13 protein-coding genes are annotated in these 14,950 nt (G+C 72.4%); 11 read left to right on the plus strand and 2 right to left on the minus strand.

Features of this window, described 5'->3' with window-relative positions:
* The first annotated feature begins 46 nt into the window (after positions 1-46).
* From ACG2DA_RS16545 to ACG2DA_RS16555, 3 genes are all read left to right on the plus strand, one after another.
* The gene (locus ACG2DA_RS16545; protein ID WP_395256900.1) at positions 47-694 is read left to right on the plus strand and encodes a hypothetical protein; all 648 of its coding nucleotides are present in this window, start codon (positions 47-49) and stop codon (positions 692-694) included.
* Positions 695-746: 52 nt separating this feature from the next.
* Positions 747-980 (plus strand): PLDc N-terminal domain-containing protein, encoded by a 234-nt coding sequence (locus ACG2DA_RS16550; RefSeq protein ID WP_395256901.1) that lies wholly within the window; start codon positions 747-749, stop codon positions 978-980.
* 234 nt (positions 981-1,214) lie between these two features.
* Positions 1,215-3,377: a serine/threonine-protein kinase gene (locus ACG2DA_RS16555; RefSeq protein WP_395256902.1), complete on the plus strand. Its 2,163-nt coding sequence runs from the start codon at positions 1,215-1,217 to the stop codon at positions 3,375-3,377.
* A 199-nt stretch (positions 3,378-3,576) separates the two neighbouring features.
* On the opposite strand, the gene ACG2DA_RS16560 is transcribed toward ACG2DA_RS16555, so the two are convergent.
* A complete protein-coding gene (locus tag ACG2DA_RS16560; RefSeq protein ID WP_395256903.1) occupies positions 3,577-4,047 on the minus strand; it encodes a SixA phosphatase family protein in 471 nt (156 codons plus the stop codon).
* 160 nt (positions 4,048-4,207) lie between these two features.
* Here ACG2DA_RS16560 and ACG2DA_RS16565 point away from each other — a divergent pair, with 160 nt between their 5' ends.
* The 5 genes from ACG2DA_RS16565 (at position 4,208) to ACG2DA_RS16585 (ending at position 6,669) form a co-directional block, all read left to right on the plus strand.
* A complete protein-coding gene (locus tag ACG2DA_RS16565; RefSeq protein ID WP_395256904.1) occupies positions 4,208-4,762 on the plus strand; it encodes a hypothetical protein in 555 nt (184 codons plus the stop codon).
* A 39-nt stretch (positions 4,763-4,801) separates the two neighbouring features.
* Complete coding sequence (locus ACG2DA_RS16570) at positions 4,802-5,140, plus strand: hypothetical protein (protein ID WP_395256905.1); 339 nt, start codon at positions 4,802-4,804, stop codon at positions 5,138-5,140.
* 351 nt (positions 5,141-5,491) lie between these two features.
* Complete coding sequence (locus ACG2DA_RS16575; protein ID WP_395256906.1) at positions 5,492-5,914, plus strand: hypothetical protein; 423 nt, start codon at positions 5,492-5,494, stop codon at positions 5,912-5,914.
* 34 nt (positions 5,915-5,948) lie between these two features.
* The gene (locus ACG2DA_RS16580) at positions 5,949-6,422 is read left to right on the plus strand and encodes a thiol-disulfide oxidoreductase DCC family protein (RefSeq protein WP_395256907.1); all 474 of its coding nucleotides are present in this window, start codon (positions 5,949-5,951) and stop codon (positions 6,420-6,422) included.
* Between the two features lie 4 nt (positions 6,423-6,426).
* Positions 6,427-6,669: a hypothetical protein gene (locus ACG2DA_RS16585; RefSeq protein WP_395256908.1), complete on the plus strand. Its 243-nt coding sequence runs from the start codon at positions 6,427-6,429 to the stop codon at positions 6,667-6,669.
* A gap of 197 nt (positions 6,670-6,866) precedes the next feature.
* On the opposite strand, the gene ACG2DA_RS16590 is transcribed toward ACG2DA_RS16585, so the two are convergent.
* Positions 6,867-8,366, minus strand: coding sequence for a sulfatase-like hydrolase/transferase (locus ACG2DA_RS16590; protein ID WP_395256909.1), 1,500 nt, complete (start codon positions 8,364-8,366; stop codon positions 6,867-6,869).
* A 232-nt stretch (positions 8,367-8,598) separates the two neighbouring features.
* Between ACG2DA_RS16590 and fliD the strand changes: the two genes are divergently transcribed.
* The 3 genes from fliD (at position 8,599) to ACG2DA_RS16605 (ending at position 14,932) form a co-directional block, all read left to right on the plus strand.
* A complete protein-coding gene (gene fliD / locus ACG2DA_RS16595; RefSeq protein WP_395256910.1) occupies positions 8,599-11,436 on the plus strand; it encodes a flagellar filament capping protein FliD in 2,838 nt (945 codons plus the stop codon).
* Between the two features lie 72 nt (positions 11,437-11,508).
* Complete coding sequence (fliS, locus tag ACG2DA_RS16600; RefSeq protein WP_395256911.1) at positions 11,509-12,036, plus strand: flagellar export chaperone FliS; 528 nt, start codon at positions 11,509-11,511, stop codon at positions 12,034-12,036.
* A gap of 868 nt (positions 12,037-12,904) precedes the next feature.
* Positions 12,905-14,932, plus strand: coding sequence for a hypothetical protein (locus tag ACG2DA_RS16605; RefSeq protein WP_395256912.1), 2,028 nt, complete (start codon positions 12,905-12,907; stop codon positions 14,930-14,932).
* The last annotated feature ends 18 nt before the right edge of the window (positions 14,933-14,950 follow it).

The following is a 14,950-nucleotide window of genomic DNA, read 5'->3' on the forward strand; positions in this document are numbered from 1 at the left end:
GACGCTCCCTGACGGTCGCGGCTCCAGTTCCTCTCGCGGTTCATTCATGCCCGCCCCCTCCCTGATCGCCTGGGTCGACGCCCTCGGGGCCGTGCTGTTGCGGCCGGGGGACCGGCTGACGCTCGGCGGTCCGCCCCGACGCTCCGGGGACGGGGGGGACGAGAGCGCCGACCTGCCGTTGGCGGCGCCGTTGTCGCCGGTGCAGGCGGCGGTCGTGCGGGCCGGGGAGGGCTGGGCGCTGGAGGAGCGCGGCGCACTGACCGCCCTGAACGACGGCGGGGCCTTCACGCTGGGCCGCGACGGGGCGGTGCGGGGGACGGCGACGGCCCCGCACCCGCTGTCGGCCGCCGCCGTCGTGCGGATCGACAGCGCCCACCGTCCGGCGCCGGGCTGGGGGCCGGTGCGGCTGGAGCACGCGGTGATCGCCGCCGGGCCGGTGATCGTCGGCGGCGGCACGGACTGCCACGTCCGCGTGCGGGGGGCGACCGGCCAACTGCTGTTCCGCCCCGGGCCGGACGGCTGGCAGGTCCGCGGGGCGGAGCCGACGTCCGGTTCAGAACCCGGCGCCGCTGCGCCCGCGGGCGGTTCGGCGGCGTTAGAATGGCGCCCCGCCGCGGCGGGCGACGTGCTGACCGGCGGGGGCGTCTCGCTGCGGCTCGAAGCCCTGCCCTCGCGGGAGTCGTCCGCCGGGTGAACCGCCCGCCGGGCGACCGCGTTTCCCCGCTCCCCCCGACCTCCCGCCGCCGATGTCGTTCTTCCTCAGTCTGGTGGGGCTGCTCGCCGTGCTGCTGTGCGTCGTGCTCGTCGTGCTGCTGGCCGGCGTGCAGGGCTGGCTGCTGGCGGACGTGTTGCGGCACGAACCGGACGATGGCTGGGGCAAGCTGGGGTGGGCCTACGTCGTGCTGCTGACCCCGCCGTGGGGCGGGGCGCTGTACTTCTTCCTCCGCCGCCCGGAGCGCCTGCGGGAGTACGGGGAATGAGGCGTCGCGGCGAATCGAGGCAATGTGCGTCGTCCGTCCGGATTCTCGCCAAGATCCCTCCGCCCCCGACGAACAGCACGCGGACCCCGCCCCGGCGGGCTCCCCCAATCTCGGGAATCCCGGTTCCGGGAACCCTGACCTTCCGGGAACCCTGATCCGCCGCCCGGCGTCCGACGTTCGTCCCGACGCCGCCCCGTTCCGTCGCCCCCCGCGTCTCCCGCCACGGCCCGCACGATGCCCCGCCCGTCCGACGCCGCCGTGACGCACGCCGCCGCCGCCGACGCCGCCGAAACGCAGTTCGGCCCCCCCTCCACCCGCCCCCCCGGCGCCGCCCCCATGAGCTCCCAGCCCAGCAGCGGCGGACGCTTCACGCACCCGCCGGAGAGCCGTCCGCTGGAAGGCTACACCCTCAAACGGGCGATCCACCGCGGCGGGTTCGGGGAGGTCTACTACGGGCTGAGCGACGGCGGCAAAGAGGTGGCGATGAAGCTGCTTCATCAACACACCGAGGTCGAACTGCGGGGGGCGAACGCCTGCTTGAACCTCAATCACCCCAACCTGATCACGATCTACGATATTAAACGGGACGGGTCGGGCGATTGGTGGGTGCTGATGGAATACGCCGGCGGCCCGCGCCTGGCCGACGTGCTGGAGGACCGCGGCAAACTGCCCGTGGAGGAGATCGAACGCTGGCTCCGCGGTCTGACCGCCGGGCTGACCTTCCTGCACGAACGCGGCCTGGTGCACCGCGATCTCAAACCGGCGAACATCTTCGCCGAGGGCGGCACGGTCAAAATCGGCGACGTCGGCCTGTCCAAATTTATCTCCGAGAGCCGCGGCAGCGAGCACACCAAAAGCGTCGGCACCGTGTATTACATGGCGCCGGAGATCGCCCGCGGGAAGTACGGGCGGGGCGTCGATATTTACGCCCTCGCCGTGATGCTGTTCGAGATGTACACCGGCACGGTGCCGTTCGACGGGGAGACCCCCGCCGAGATCCTGATGAAGCACCTGTCCGCCCCGCCGGACCTCTCCCCGCTGCCGCCGGCCCTCAAGCCGGTGTTCGCCCGGGCGCTGCAGAAAGACCCCGAAAAACGCACCGCCAGCGTGGGGCAGTTGGAACGCGAGTTCCGCGCCGCCGTCCGCGGACACGGTTCTAACAGGCACGGGGTCGACCCGCGGCGGGACGAACTGCGGGACGAACCGGCCGATCTGGAGTTCGCCGCCGTCCGCGTGCCGGTCTCCGGCGGGAGCGACCCGGACGCGGACGCCGTCTGGGACGAACAGCAGGCCCGGCAGCGCCGGGAGGAGCGGGCCGAACGCCGCCGCGACGCGGAGCGGCGGGAGCTCGAACGACAGGAGGCGGCGGGCCGGCTCGGCAGGCGGAGTTCCGTCGTGTCCTGGATCGCCATTGCGGCGATCATGCTCGTCGTCTTCTCGCCGCGACTGGCCCGCGGGATCGCGGCGTCGACCTGGGAGTTGGCGATCCTCGGGGCGCTGGGCTACGGGGTGTTCCGCCTGGTGAAGTGGCTCGCCGGCGGGGAGGCGGAGGCCGCCCGCCGCGACGACGACTGGCACGACCGGGAGCACGCCCGCCTGCGGGAGCGCGAGGACCGGGCCGGGAACCGGCCGGACGCCACCCAGTATTCGCACGAGTACCACCGCCGCGTCGGCGCCGTGCCGGTGCGCGTCTCCGCCCCCCCGCCGCCGCGACCCCGCCCGCAGCCGCGGCCGGTCCCGCTGGGGCCGGAGGACCCGCGGCGCCTGTCCGGCTGGCGGCGGGCGACGGAGTTCGCCGGCTCGGCGGCGGTCGCCGGGGCGCTCAGCGTCGCGGTCGCGGGGCTGGTGCTCCTCACCGGCGCCGTGCGCACCGTGCCGGAGGCGACGCTGTTCGGCCTGATCACCGCGCTGGCCAGTTGGGGCGTGCTGCTGTGCAGCAAACTCACCGAGGGTCGCTTCGACAAAAACTCCCCCCGCCACTGGCTCCGCCGCGTCCCGCTGGTCGTCGTCGGCGCCCTGCTCGGTTTGACGGCCTGGGGGCTGACCGAGACGCTGCTGATCTCGATCCCCGTCACGCGGGACTCCCTGCTGTTTCAGATCACGGGCGAACGGGCGCTGTCGGCCGCGGGGCTGTCGGCGGTCTCGCTGGTTCTGTCGTTCGTCTGGACGTTGGGGATGCGGCGCTGGTGGCGGCACGCGGACGGCTACCGGCCCAAGCGGCTGCGGCTCCGCACCGTGCTGCTGACCGGCCTGACCGGCCTGGCCGGCTGCCTGCTGTTCGGCGCCCCGGCGGAGTGGGGTCTGTCCTGGGCCGTGGCGATCAGCGTCGTCGTCCAACTCGCCGCCGTCTGGACCCCCGGCCGCAAGCGCCCGCACAAAGTCCCCGCCGCGGCGTGACTCTCTCTCCCCTCTCCCTGGAGGGAGAGGGGCCGGGGGTGAGGGGGCGCACGGTTCGCCCGCTGCCGCTCGCTGCGGCGATCAACCGTCTGGCGGGTGAGCCGGCGGACGGTGAACAGCGTTCGGGAATCACCGCCCCCTCACCCCCGACCCCTCTCCCCCAAAAGGGGGGCGAGGGGGGACGGGGACGCCCGGGCCGCTATCCCCCCACCCGGCGCACCTCGGTGGCGGCGGCGTGCGGGCCGAGGTTCGCCCAGTCGTCCACGGGGATCTCGAAGGCCACGCAGGTCGCCGGCGGGCAGCGGACGGGGGCCCCGCCGAGTTCGGCCAAATGGTCGGCGACGCCGGGGTTGTGGGCGACCAGCAGCACGGAGTCGACGTCCCCGCAGGTCCGCAGGGCCTCCCGCTGCTCGAGTACGCCGGCGCCGTAGAGCGTCGGCACGGTCTGCACCGGCGGGGCGTCCGGCAGGCGGGCGGCGACCCGTTGGGCGGTGGTGGCCGTCCGCAGCGCCGGGGAGGCGAGAATCGCCTCCGGCAGGAGGTTCGCCTCGGCGAGGGCGTCGCCGACGGCGTCCGCCTCCGCCCGCCCGCGGGCGGACAGCGGGCGGTCGAAGTCGGTCGCCGCGCGGTCCTCCGCGTGGGCGTGCCGCATCAGGAGGAGAAGTTTCACGGGGACGGCCTTACAGGGGGCGACGTGACGGGGGCCGAACTTGGCGGGGGCGAGCCGGCGGGGGGCGAGCGGGCGGTCGGGGGCGAGTATGATCCGGCCCGTTCCCCGTCCCAACCCACCCGTCCGACGCGCCCCGCCCGGTCGGACCGAAGGAGCTCCGATGAACGCCCTGTCCTGCGTGCTGCTCGCCTGCCTGCCCGCCGGCCCGGGCCAGCCGCCCGCCGACCCGCCGGGCCCCCCGATCCCCCCGCGGACCGAGCCCGCCGCCCCGACCGACGGCGCCATCGTGGTGGACCAGCCGCTGGACGAACCCGCCGCCGCGGCCCGCCGCGACGCCTTCGCCGCCCTGATGACCGGCGCCACGTTGACCGGCCGGTTCTCGATCGACGGGGCCGCGGACAAGCTGCCGGAGGAGCGTTACGAAATTGGCCAGGTCAGCTACGTGAAGGACGACCTCTGGACGATCGCCGCCCGGATCAAATACGGGGCGAACGACGTGACGGTCCCGGTGCCGGTGAAGGTCTTTTGGGCCGGCGACACGCCGGTGATCACGCTGGAGGAAACGACGCTCCCCGGCCTGGGCACCTTCAGCGCCCGGGTGCTCGTTCATAAAACCGGCTCCGGCCAAACCCGCTACGCCGGCACCTGGCAACACGACGACAAGGGCGGATGTTTGTTCGGCGTGGTGGAGCCGAAGGCGAATCCGGAGGAGTAAACCGGCGATTTCGGTCCGCCCCGGCATGAAATGAATACAATGCGGACACCCCGCTGCGCCGCCGTCCTGTGCGTCGGTCTGGGGGCGTCGGCGTTCGCCGCGGGCGCCGCCGTGCTGTGGCGGATACAGGATCTGATGGTCGCCCTCATTCATTGGGTCGGCGAGGAACGCGCCCTCGGCGCCCGTAACGTCGTGCGGCGGGCCGACGGGACCGTACTGCTGACGAACCCCGGCGGGATGCTGCTCTGGAGCCTGCCGGTGTGGGCGGTCGGCGTGCTATTAGTTCTCGCGTCGGCGGTCCTGTGCGGCCTCGGCGCCGGCCTGCAAATCAAACGAGGAGGCCGTGTCGATCCGAGCGAAGGTCTGCATGGGGGCTGAGCCGCTTTTCAAACCAACCCGAAGCGTCAGCGAGGGACCCGGCGTGCGCAGCACGTCGGCCTGCGGCCGACGTCCTCGCTGACGCTTCGGGTTGATCGTGCGGCGTCATACTGCGACGGCGTGGACGCATGGCGCCGGGCGCCGTCGTCCGCTGAGCCCCGACCGTGAGGGAGGCGGCCGCTCTGCCGGGGCCGCACGCCGTGCCGCCCGCGGGACGTGGAACCAGCCGTCGCGGGGCGTTCGCACCGTCGAGAGCGGCCCCTCCCTCACGGTCGGGGCTCATGGGAACACCCGCGGCGCCCCGTGGTATGCTGCCCCGGCGTTTCCCCCGGCCCGATTGAAAGCCCCCCGATGACCTTCGAGGAAGAAGACGAGGACGTGTGGGTCGCCGAGGACGCGGCGCTGCCCGGGGGGCGGCCGGCGGTGCGGGTCTCGGTGATTCGGAGCGACGGGCAGGGGGCGCCGACGCCGGTGGAGGTCGCGGCGATCGAACTGGTGCTCTCCAACATCGACGCCGTGATCGCCGCGGACGCGGTCCTCCTGCTCCGCAACTATTCCCGCGATCATTTCCAATCCCTCGGCGTGCCGGAGGATCGGCTGGTCGAGGAGACCCCCGAGGCCGTCGCCGCGGCCGTCACGCTGGAGGAGGTGGCGTTCTTCGATCTGGCGGCGGGCGAATACGAAACCAGCTACGCCCTGCCGTGGGACGAGCGTCACGTCGCCAGCGTGGAGCACGAACAGGGCGAACCGACCAGCTGCGCCTTTAACGGCTGAGGCGCCGGCCAGCGACGGCGATACGCTGTTCGTTATGGATCCGCACGCAGGTCTCGCCCCGGGAGTCGGCCCTGACGATCGGATCGTGCTGTTCGACGGGGTGTGTAAACTCTGCGCCGTCTGGGCGCGGTTCCTCATTCGGCACGACGTCCGGCGCCGCTTTCAACTCGCCACGGTGCAGTCGCCGGAGGGCGAGGCGATCTTGGAGCACTACGGCCTGCCGACCGACCGCTACGACACGATGGCGGTGATCGAGGGGCCGAACATTTATACGAAGTCGTCCGCGTTCCTGCGGATCATGCGGCGGCTGCCGTTCCCCTGGCCGGTCGCGTGCGTCGGCTGGCTGCTGCCGCGGGCGCTGCGGGACTGGCTGTACGACCGCCTCGCCCGCAACCGCTACGCGCTCTTCGGCCGGCACGACGTTTGCCTGATGCCGACGACCGACCACAAGGCGCGGTTCTTCCGCGGCGACGCCCGCCGGCCCGCCGACGGTTCGTCGGAGGGATAAATTCATGGCGACCTTCGCCGAACTCGAACGGGAAGCCGACGAACTCGTGCGCAGCGCGGGCCTCGCCGGCCGCGTCGGGGCACGGGAGCATCTGCTCGCTTCAATGGCGTTTCACGCTGGCCTCAACGACTCGGTGCATTGCCCCGCCTGCCGCTCCGTCATCCAGGTCGAAGAGTTCCCGCAGCGGAACGGGCTGACGATCACGTGCCCCTGTGGCGTTTGCTCGGGAACGATGAAGGGGTTCTGAGGCGGACGCCGACGCCCTCGTTCGCTGAGCCCCGACCGTGAGGCGGACGAGGCGTTCCGCCGGCGGGACTACGTCGGCGTCGTGGCGTTGCTGGCCCCGTACGAGGGCGAACTCGACCGGGTCCACGCGACGAAACTCGCCCTCGCGCGGAAAAACTCGCCCTCGCGCGGAAGAAGTCCGCGTGACGGGCGGCGGCCTTACCGCGCGGCGGCGGCCCCCCGGTTCCGGCGGGCCCTGGGGCGCTTGTCCCAAGGGTTGGCGGGGCGGGGCGCGTAACGGGGGCGGGCGTCGACGGCGGGCAGGCCGGCCACGACCGCCCTGAACTTCGCCAGCGCCTCGGCGGCGCCCGCCGGGGCGTCGTCCTCCAGCGGCAGCAGGTTCGTACGCTCCTGCGGGTCGTGTTTCATGTCGTAGAGCTGTTCGATCCGGCGGTCCGTGTCCACCCAGACCTTCCAGCGCTTGTCCCGCAGCACGCGGCCGACGTAGGGGGTCTTCCCGCGCACGCCGTCCTCGTCCAGCAGGGCGGGGCCGTGGCCCATCGACAGGATCCACTCCCGGGGGGAGTCGTCCGCCTCGCCGAGCAGCAGGGGGGCGAGGGAAACGCCGTCGATCTCGGCGCCCTCCGGCAGTTCGGCGCCGGCGAGTTCGGCGAAGGTGGGCAAGATGTCGGTGAAATCGGTGAGGGCGTCGGTCTCGACGCCGGCCGGCACGCGGCCGGGACCGTTGACGATGAACGGCATCGAGACGCCGCCCTCGTACTTCGAGGCCTTCCCGCCGCTGGGTTTCACCCCGCCGATCGTGCCCCGCAGGCGGCCGCTGGTGCCGTTGTCGGTGGTGAAAAAGACGATCGTGTCGTCCCGCAGGCCGAGGTCGTCGAGCGCCGCCACCAACCGGCCGACCAGCTTGTCCGTGTAGCGGACCATCGCCCGGTGTTTCTCCAGGCCGGCGTCGGCGTCCGGCTCGTCCGGGGTCGCGACCAGCGGGCCGTGCGTGAGGGCCATCGGGAAATACAGGCACATCGGTTCGTCGCGGTTCGCCTTCATAAAGTCGATCAGGCAGTCCGCGTAGACGTCCGGGCCGAAGGCGCCCTCGCGGGTGCGGCTGCCCTCGGGGGAGTTGATATAGGGGTCCCAATAGCGTGCGGCGCTGGGCGGGTTGCCGGCCTCGTAGCCGGTCCACATGCACCAGTCGTCGAACCCGTGCTTTTTCATCGCCTGCGGCTCGAGGCGAAAGTCGTTGATCTGCCACTTGCCGGCGGCGGCGGCGGCGTAGCCGGCGGACCGCATCACCCGGGCGAACGTGACGTACTCCCGCCAGTCGAAGTAGCCCACGCCCCAGCGGGGCACGTCCCAGTGGTTCACCCAGCCGGTCCGCCAGGGGTACTGGCCCGTCAGTAGGGCGACCCGCGTGGGCGTGCACTGCGGCATCGACCAGGCGTTATGGAACTTCATCCCGCCGGCGGCGAGGGCGTCGATGTGGGGCGTTTCGACGTCGTCGGCCCCGTAGCAGCCGATCCAGTCCTTCCCCAGGTCGTCCACCATGATGAACAGCACGTTGGGCCGCTCCGCCCGCGGCCCGGCGGCGCCCTGTGCGGGGCCCCGCGTCGGTTCCTGAGCCGGGGCGGGGGCGCCGCACAGCGACCCGATCAACGCCGCGGCGCACAGGACCGGGAGGGACGCGGCCGGGGAGAACGTCATGGGGCGGCGGGCGGGCGAGGCGGGACGGGACGGCGTTGAACGATAGGAGCCGGCTGATCCGTAGTCGCCGAAGTCTCGCGGGAGCCAGGGAAGCCGTCAAACGGGCCGGCGGCGGGCGAGCCGTCTGCCTAACCGGTACGACCGCACCGCGGCTCAACCCCGGGCGGGCGGCGGGGCGACCTTGAGCGACGGACCCCCGCCGCCGCCCCGCCCCCGCCCACAGAAACCTCGCATGTCGGTCGTCACCTCTTCGATCGGCCTCGCCACCGGGATCGACACCGGGGCGATTATCGACGCGCTGATCAACGCCCAGAAGGGCACGATCTCCAAGTTGACCAACCGGCAGGCCACGCTGAAGGCGGAGGCCAGCGGGCTGGACGGGCTGAGCGCCTTCGCCCTGACGGTCGGCGTGGCGGCGGAGCGGCTGGGCAAGCCGGAGACCTTCGAGGCCCACACCGTCAAATCCTCGGACACGGCCGCCCTGGCCGTCAGCGCCGACAGCGATTCGCCGGTCGGCACGACCGTGTTCACCCCGCTGCGAACCGCCAGCGCCCACGCGACGACCACCCGCGGGTTCGCCTCGCCGGACGCCGCCGTCGGGGTGGGGGAACTCGTCTTCAGCCAACACCCCGGGGTGAAGGGGGAGACGCCGCTGGACCTGCTCAACGGCGGCGCGGGCGTGCGGCGGGGCGAGGTGCGGGTGACGGACGCGACCGGCAACGTCGCTACCGTGGACCTCAGCGCCGCCCGCACCACCGCGGACGTGTTGAACGCCTTCAACAACGCCGAGGGCGTCGCCCTGAGCGCCCGCGTGGAGGGCGGGGCCTTTGTGCTGGAGGACCTGTCGAACCCGGACGGCTCCGCCGGCACGCTGACCGTCGCCGACATCGGCGGCGGCCGCACCGCCAGCGACCTCGGCCTGGTCGGCAGCGGGGCGGGGACGATCGCGGGAGAAGAGGTGTACTACGTCTCCGGCGACTTCACCTTCGACCTGATGGACGACGGCGTCGGCCTGAAAACCGTCGGCGGGGCCCCCTCCGGCGAGGACGCGCTGGCCGACCTCGGCGTCGAACTGGCCGACGGCACGACCTTTTCGCTGGACCTCGACGCCGCCCCCACGCTCGCCGGGCTCGTCGCGGCGCTCAACGATCATGAGGACAACGCCGGCAAACTCACGGCGGAACTGACCGACGGCCGCCTCATTCTCACCGATCGCACCGCACCGGCCGATCCGCCGGTCGGGGCCGGCGTGCTGACCCTCACCAACCAGAACGGCGCCGACGTGCTCCGCGGGCTGGGACTGGAGGGGACGCCGGAACTCGACGTGAACGGCGACGGCGACGACCGACTCGTCGGCGGCAAGCTGCTGGCCGGGCTGGACTCCGTGCTGCTGCGGAACATGGGCGGCCCGGCCGGGATCGCCGGGGGCGAGATTCAACTCACCAACCGCGCCGGGGCGAGCGCGACGCTGGACCTCTCCGCCGCGGAGAGCCTGGACGAGGTGATCTCCGCCATCAACGACAGCGGGCTGAACCTGCGGGCGGAGGCCGGCGAGAAGGGGCTGACGATCACGGACGCCTCCGGCGGGGCCGGTTCGCTGACAATCGCGGACCTCTCCGGCTCGCTGGCCGCGGATCTGGGGATCGCGGGCAGCTTCGCCGACGACGAGGCCGTCGGCGGGGCGGTGGCCCGGCGGTCGGTGGGGCGGGCGACGGCGCTGGCCGACTTCGCCGGCGAGATCAGCGGCGGCGGGGCGAACGGCGTGCGGGGCGACTTGAAGGTGACCGACAGCGCCGGCGTCGAGGTGACGCTCGACCTGGGCGAACTCGCCGACGACGCCACGCTGGGCGACTTCCTCGACGCCTTCAACGCGGCCGCCGCGGCCGCGAACGGCGGCGCCGGCGCCGGGGTGACGGCGGAATTGAACGCCACCGGCGACGGCTTCCGGCTGGTCGACACGGCGGGCGGGGCCGGCGAACTGACGGTGACTGACAACGTCGCCGCCGACGCCCTGCGGCTGACCGGCACGGTCAAGGACGGCACGCTGAGCGCCCGCGACGCGACCGTGCTCACCCTGGAGGCCGGCGACACGTTGCAGGACCTCGCCGACCGGCTCAACGCCGGGGACTTCGGCGTGACCGCCCAGATCGCCGACGACGGCACCACGCTGGCGCCCTCCCGCCTGCTGCTGACCGCGACGGACACCGGGTCGGCGGGGCGGTTTCGCATCGACGACTCCGGGTTGGCCGCCCCCTTCACGGGGGCGCGGGCCGGGCTGGGGGCCTCGGTGAGCGTGCGGGGCGAGGACGCCCTGCTGGCCGTGGGCGCCAACGCCAGCGGCGGCTTCCTGCGGGCCGATTCGGACGGCGTGTTCGAGGACCTGCCCGGCGGCGTCGGCGTGACGATCAAGCAGGCGACCGGCGAACCGGTGACCGTGACCGTCGGCCGGGACGCCTCCGGCGTGGGCAGCGCCTTGCAGGCCTTCGTCAGCGCCTACAACGGCCTGATCGACCTCGCCGGCGACCTCACCAAGTTCGATCCGGAGACCAACGAGCGCGGCGTGTTGCAGGGCAACTCGACCGTCGGCCGGGTGCTGCGGCGGGTCGAAAGCCTGCTCACCAAACGCTTCGGCCCGGAGCCGACCGCCGCGGACCGCGCCGACGGCGCCGAGCCCCCGCGGACGCTGTTCGACGTGGGCATCCGGCTGGAGAAGGACGGCAAGATCAGCCTGAACCGCGACCGCCTCGACGAGCGCCTGGCGGACGACCCGGAGGGCACGCGGGCCTTCTTCCAGAACAAGACCGCCGGCTTCGCCGTCGCCGCCGACGCCGTCATGGACGGCCTGACCGACCAGTTCGACGGCCTGTTGCAACTCGAATCGGACAGCCTCGAACGCCGCCGCAACGAGATCGGCGAGCGCGTGGCGGACCTGGAAGCGCAGCTGGCGTTGAAACGGGATCGCCTCGTGCGGCAGTTCGCGGCGATGGAGGAAACCGTCTCGAAGATCAATTCGTTCCAGTCGGCGCTATCCGGCATCAAGCTGATCGAACCGCCCTCCAAGAACGGCTAACGCCGCGGCGGGACGGGCGAATCGGCCGATGGGGGAAGCGTTCCGTTCCCCCCGCCCCGGCCGCCCCCGCCCGTGACCGACGCCGCCCCCTACGCCCCCGCCCGGAACGACTACCTGCGGACGGCGGTGACGACGGCGAGCCCGGCGGCCCTGCACGGGATGCTCGCGGACGCCGCCGTGCGGTTCAGCGCCCGGGCCGCGGAGCTGCTGGCCGAGGGGCCGGACCGCGACGAGGCCGCCGGCTACGCGGCGCTCGACCGGGCGACGGCGCTGGTGGCGGAGCTGCTCTCCGGGGTGAAGCCGGACGCCGCCGCGGCCGACGGGGAGGCCGCCCGCACCGTCGCCGAGGGGGTGCAGGCCCGGTTCGCGTTCTGTCTGGGGCGTCTCGCCGAGGCCGGCCGCACCAACGCCGCCGCCCCCATCCGTGACGCGGTCCGCGTGTTGACGGTGCACGCGGACACTTGGCGGGAACTGCTCGGCAGCGCCGAGGGGCCGGGCGGGACGGCGCTGGAGGCGGCTTCGCCGGAGCCGCTCCCCTTCGTCCCGGCGCCGGCCCCGGAGGCCGCGGCGTCGGCCGCCCCGCGCTCCTGGGCGGCCTGAGCGACGGACGCGCCGGCGTGACGGCGTGACGGCGTGACGGGGCGCCGACGACGGCGCGGCGGCGGACGAGATCTGACGGACGGTGACGGGTGGTGACGGCGCCCCGCGTGAGGGGTGCCCGGCGATGCGCGCGAAACTTTTATATCGGCGCCCGCGTAACGCATAGATGTCGCGCAATCGCGACGGTCGGCCCGCGGCGGGGCGCAAAGCCGACGGAGGCGAGCGTTCCGATCCGACCGCGGCGCCGGAGCGGGCGGCGTCCGGGGACTCTCCGGGCCGATTCGACGGCGCGGGCGCCGCCCGGAGTGGCGGCGTTCCGGGGGATCCCCCAGCGGGGCCGTGCGTGATTTCCCGCGCCTGTGAAGTTTGCCCCCCTTTCCCACTCCCCGCTGATTGGGGGATTTGCGTTCGCTCTGAGGCGGCGGCAAGATGGGGATGTCGTATCTGCTGGGGGCCTTAGGGTTTCCTTTGCAGACAGCCGGATTTGGGCAGTCTGCGGGGGAGTCCCGCGGTCCGTACCGGGGGTGCGGCGGGGTTGGTCGCCCCTTCACAACTTTCTCCCCCGCCCGGGCGTTCGACCGAGACCGGCCGGGGGTCGGAAGGTCGGCATTCGGATGCCAAACACCTCGACGTTCGCTCGCGGTTCCGCGTCGCCCCCGATCCCGTTTGCGGGTCGGGCGGGGCGAGGACGGCGGGTCGGCGAGCGAAGGCCGGACGGACCCGGAATCAGACTGCCCGCAACATCGTACGGGGCTCCTGTCGCCCCCGCATGAAGTTGTCTTCCCGGCGTTCGGTCCTCTTCCACCTCTTAACTTCGAGGAGTTCCCTCACCATGCGACGTTTCACGTCCCTCTCCCTGGCTGCTTGCGTGGGCGCCGCCCTCGCGGCCAGCCCGTCGGCCACGGCCGGCGAGTGCGGCTGCAGCGCCGCGCCGGCGGTCGCCGGCTACGGCGCGCCGGTCGCCCCGGTCGCCGAGTACGGCGCCGCCCTGGGCGGCTGCGCCCCGTGCGCCCCCCAGACCCAGACGGTCTACCGCCGTCAGCTGGTCACGGAGACCCGCCAGGTCACCGAGACGGTTTATAACCAGGAAACCCGCACCCGCACGGTCGACGTGACCAAGCAGGTGCCGGTCACCGAGACCAAGACCCGCACCTACACCGTGCAGGTCCCGCAGACTCGGACCCGCACCGTTGAGTACCAGGTGACCGTCCCGGTCACCACGCAGGTCGAAGAGACCTACCAGGTGCAGGTCCCCCGCACCGAGACCCGCCAGGCCACCCGTCAGGTGACCAAGCTGGTCCCGCGTGAGGAGACCTTCGAGTACACCGTGCAGGTCCCCACGACCGAGGTCCGCCAGGCCACGCGTCAGGTGACCCGCCTGGTCGAGGAGCAGGTTCCCTACACCTATCAGGTGTGCGTGCCGACCACCGAGACCCGCACCGCCACCCGGCAGGTGCAGAAGCAGGTTATGAAAGAGGTGCCCTACACCTACACCGTGCAGGTCCCCCGCACCGAGACCCGCCAGGCCACCCGCACCGTGACCCGCATGGTCGAGGAGCAGGTCCCCTACACCTACCAGGTGTGCGTGCCGACCACCGAGACCCGCACCGCCACCCGGCAGGTGCAGCGTCAGGTGACCAAGGAAGTGCCCTACACCTACCAGGTGTGCGTGCCGGAGACGGTCGAGCAGACCGGCTACCGCACCGTCCAGAAGTGCGTCCCGCAGACCACCTACAAGACGGTCTGCCGCGACCTGGGCGGCTACCAGGACGTGCCCTGCGGCAACGCCGCCTACGGCGCCCCGGCCGCTCCCTGCGGCGACTGCGGCCAGCCCGCCCCGGCCTGCGGCTGCGACGACGGTCACGGCTGCTTCCTCGGCAAGCTGTTCGGCCGCCACGGCAACGGCTCCGCCGGGTACGGCGCCGCCTACGCCGGTTCCGGCTGCGGCCCCTGCGCCCCGACGACCCAGCGCGTCTACGTGCCGAACTACGTCACCGAGCAGGTCCCGGTCACGACCTACAGCTACGTCACCGAGCAGGTCCCGTACACCTACACCACCACGGTGAACCGCTACGAGACCCGTCAGGGCACCCGCACCGTCTGCGAGTACGTCACCGAAGAGGTGCCGTACGAGTACCAGGTGACGGTCAACAACTACGAGACCCGCGAAGCGACCCGCACCGTCTGCAAGCCGGTGCAGGAAGAAGTGCCCTACACCTACGAGGTCACCCTCTACGACACCGAAGAGCGTCAGGGCACCCGCACCGTCTGCGAGTACGTCACCGAAGAGGTGCCGTACGAGTACCAGGTGACGGTCAACAACTACGAGACCCGCGAAGGCACCCGCACCGTCTGCAAGCCGGTCGTGGAAGAAGTCCCGTACACCTACGAGGTGTGCGTGATGACCACCGAGACTCGTCAGGGCACCCGCACCGTCTGCGACACCGTCGTCGAAGAGGTGCCCTACGAGTACCAGGTCACGGTCTACGACACCGAGACCCGCACCCGGACCAAGGACGTCTGCACCTACAACACCGAGACCCGCACCCGCGAAGAGACCTACACGGTCTGCGTCCCGGAAGAGCGGACCCAGGAGTACCAGGTGACCCGCTACGACACCGTCGTCGAGCAGGTGGAAGAGACCTACACCGTCTGCGTGCCGACCCAGGTCGTCAAAGAGGTGCAGGTTCAGGTTTGTAAGATGGTCCCGGAGACCGTCGTCGTCGAAACGCCCTGCAACGAGTGCGCCGGCGCCCCGGCCGCTCCGGTTTACGGCGACAGCTACGGCGCCCCGGCCGGCTACTGCGGCGCCGCCGCCCCGGCCTGTGCCGCCCCGGCTCCGGTCTGCTGCGAAGAAGAGAAGCGCTGCTTCCTCGGCCGCCTGTTCGGTCACTGATCCCGGCTCGCCGGCGAG

The organism is Alienimonas sp. DA493 (assembly GCF_043951915.1).
Classification (GTDB): domain Bacteria; phylum Planctomycetota; class Planctomycetia; order Planctomycetales; family Planctomycetaceae; genus Alienimonas.

Excerpts from the sequence above, each read along its gene's own strand:
- ACG2DA_RS16555 (WP_395256902.1), top strand. The coding sequence starts at position 1,215 with ATGCCCCGCCCGTCCGACGCCGCCGTGACGCACGCCGCCGCCGCCGAC.
- ACG2DA_RS16590 (WP_395256909.1), bottom strand. The coding sequence starts at position 8,366 with ATGACGTTCTCCCCGGCCGCGTCCCTCCCGGTCCTGTGCGCCGCGGCG.
- ACG2DA_RS16545 (WP_395256900.1), top strand. The coding sequence starts at position 47 with ATGCCCGCCCCCTCCCTGATCGCCTGGGTCGACGCCCTCGGGGCCGTG.
- ACG2DA_RS16580 (WP_395256907.1), top strand. The coding sequence starts at position 5,949 with ATGGATCCGCACGCAGGTCTCGCCCCGGGAGTCGGCCCTGACGATCGG.
- fliD (WP_395256910.1), top strand. The coding sequence starts at position 8,599 with ATGTCGGTCGTCACCTCTTCGATCGGCCTCGCCACCGGGATCGACACC.
- ACG2DA_RS16550 (WP_395256901.1), top strand. The coding sequence starts at position 747 with ATGTCGTTCTTCCTCAGTCTGGTGGGGCTGCTCGCCGTGCTGCTGTGC.
- ACG2DA_RS16585 (WP_395256908.1), top strand. The coding sequence starts at position 6,427 with ATGGCGACCTTCGCCGAACTCGAACGGGAAGCCGACGAACTCGTGCGC.
- ACG2DA_RS16570 (WP_395256905.1), top strand. The coding sequence starts at position 4,802 with ATGCGGACACCCCGCTGCGCCGCCGTCCTGTGCGTCGGTCTGGGGGCG.
- ACG2DA_RS16575 (WP_395256906.1), top strand. The coding sequence starts at position 5,492 with ATGACCTTCGAGGAAGAAGACGAGGACGTGTGGGTCGCCGAGGACGCG.
- ACG2DA_RS16565 (WP_395256904.1), top strand. The coding sequence starts at position 4,208 with ATGAACGCCCTGTCCTGCGTGCTGCTCGCCTGCCTGCCCGCCGGCCCG.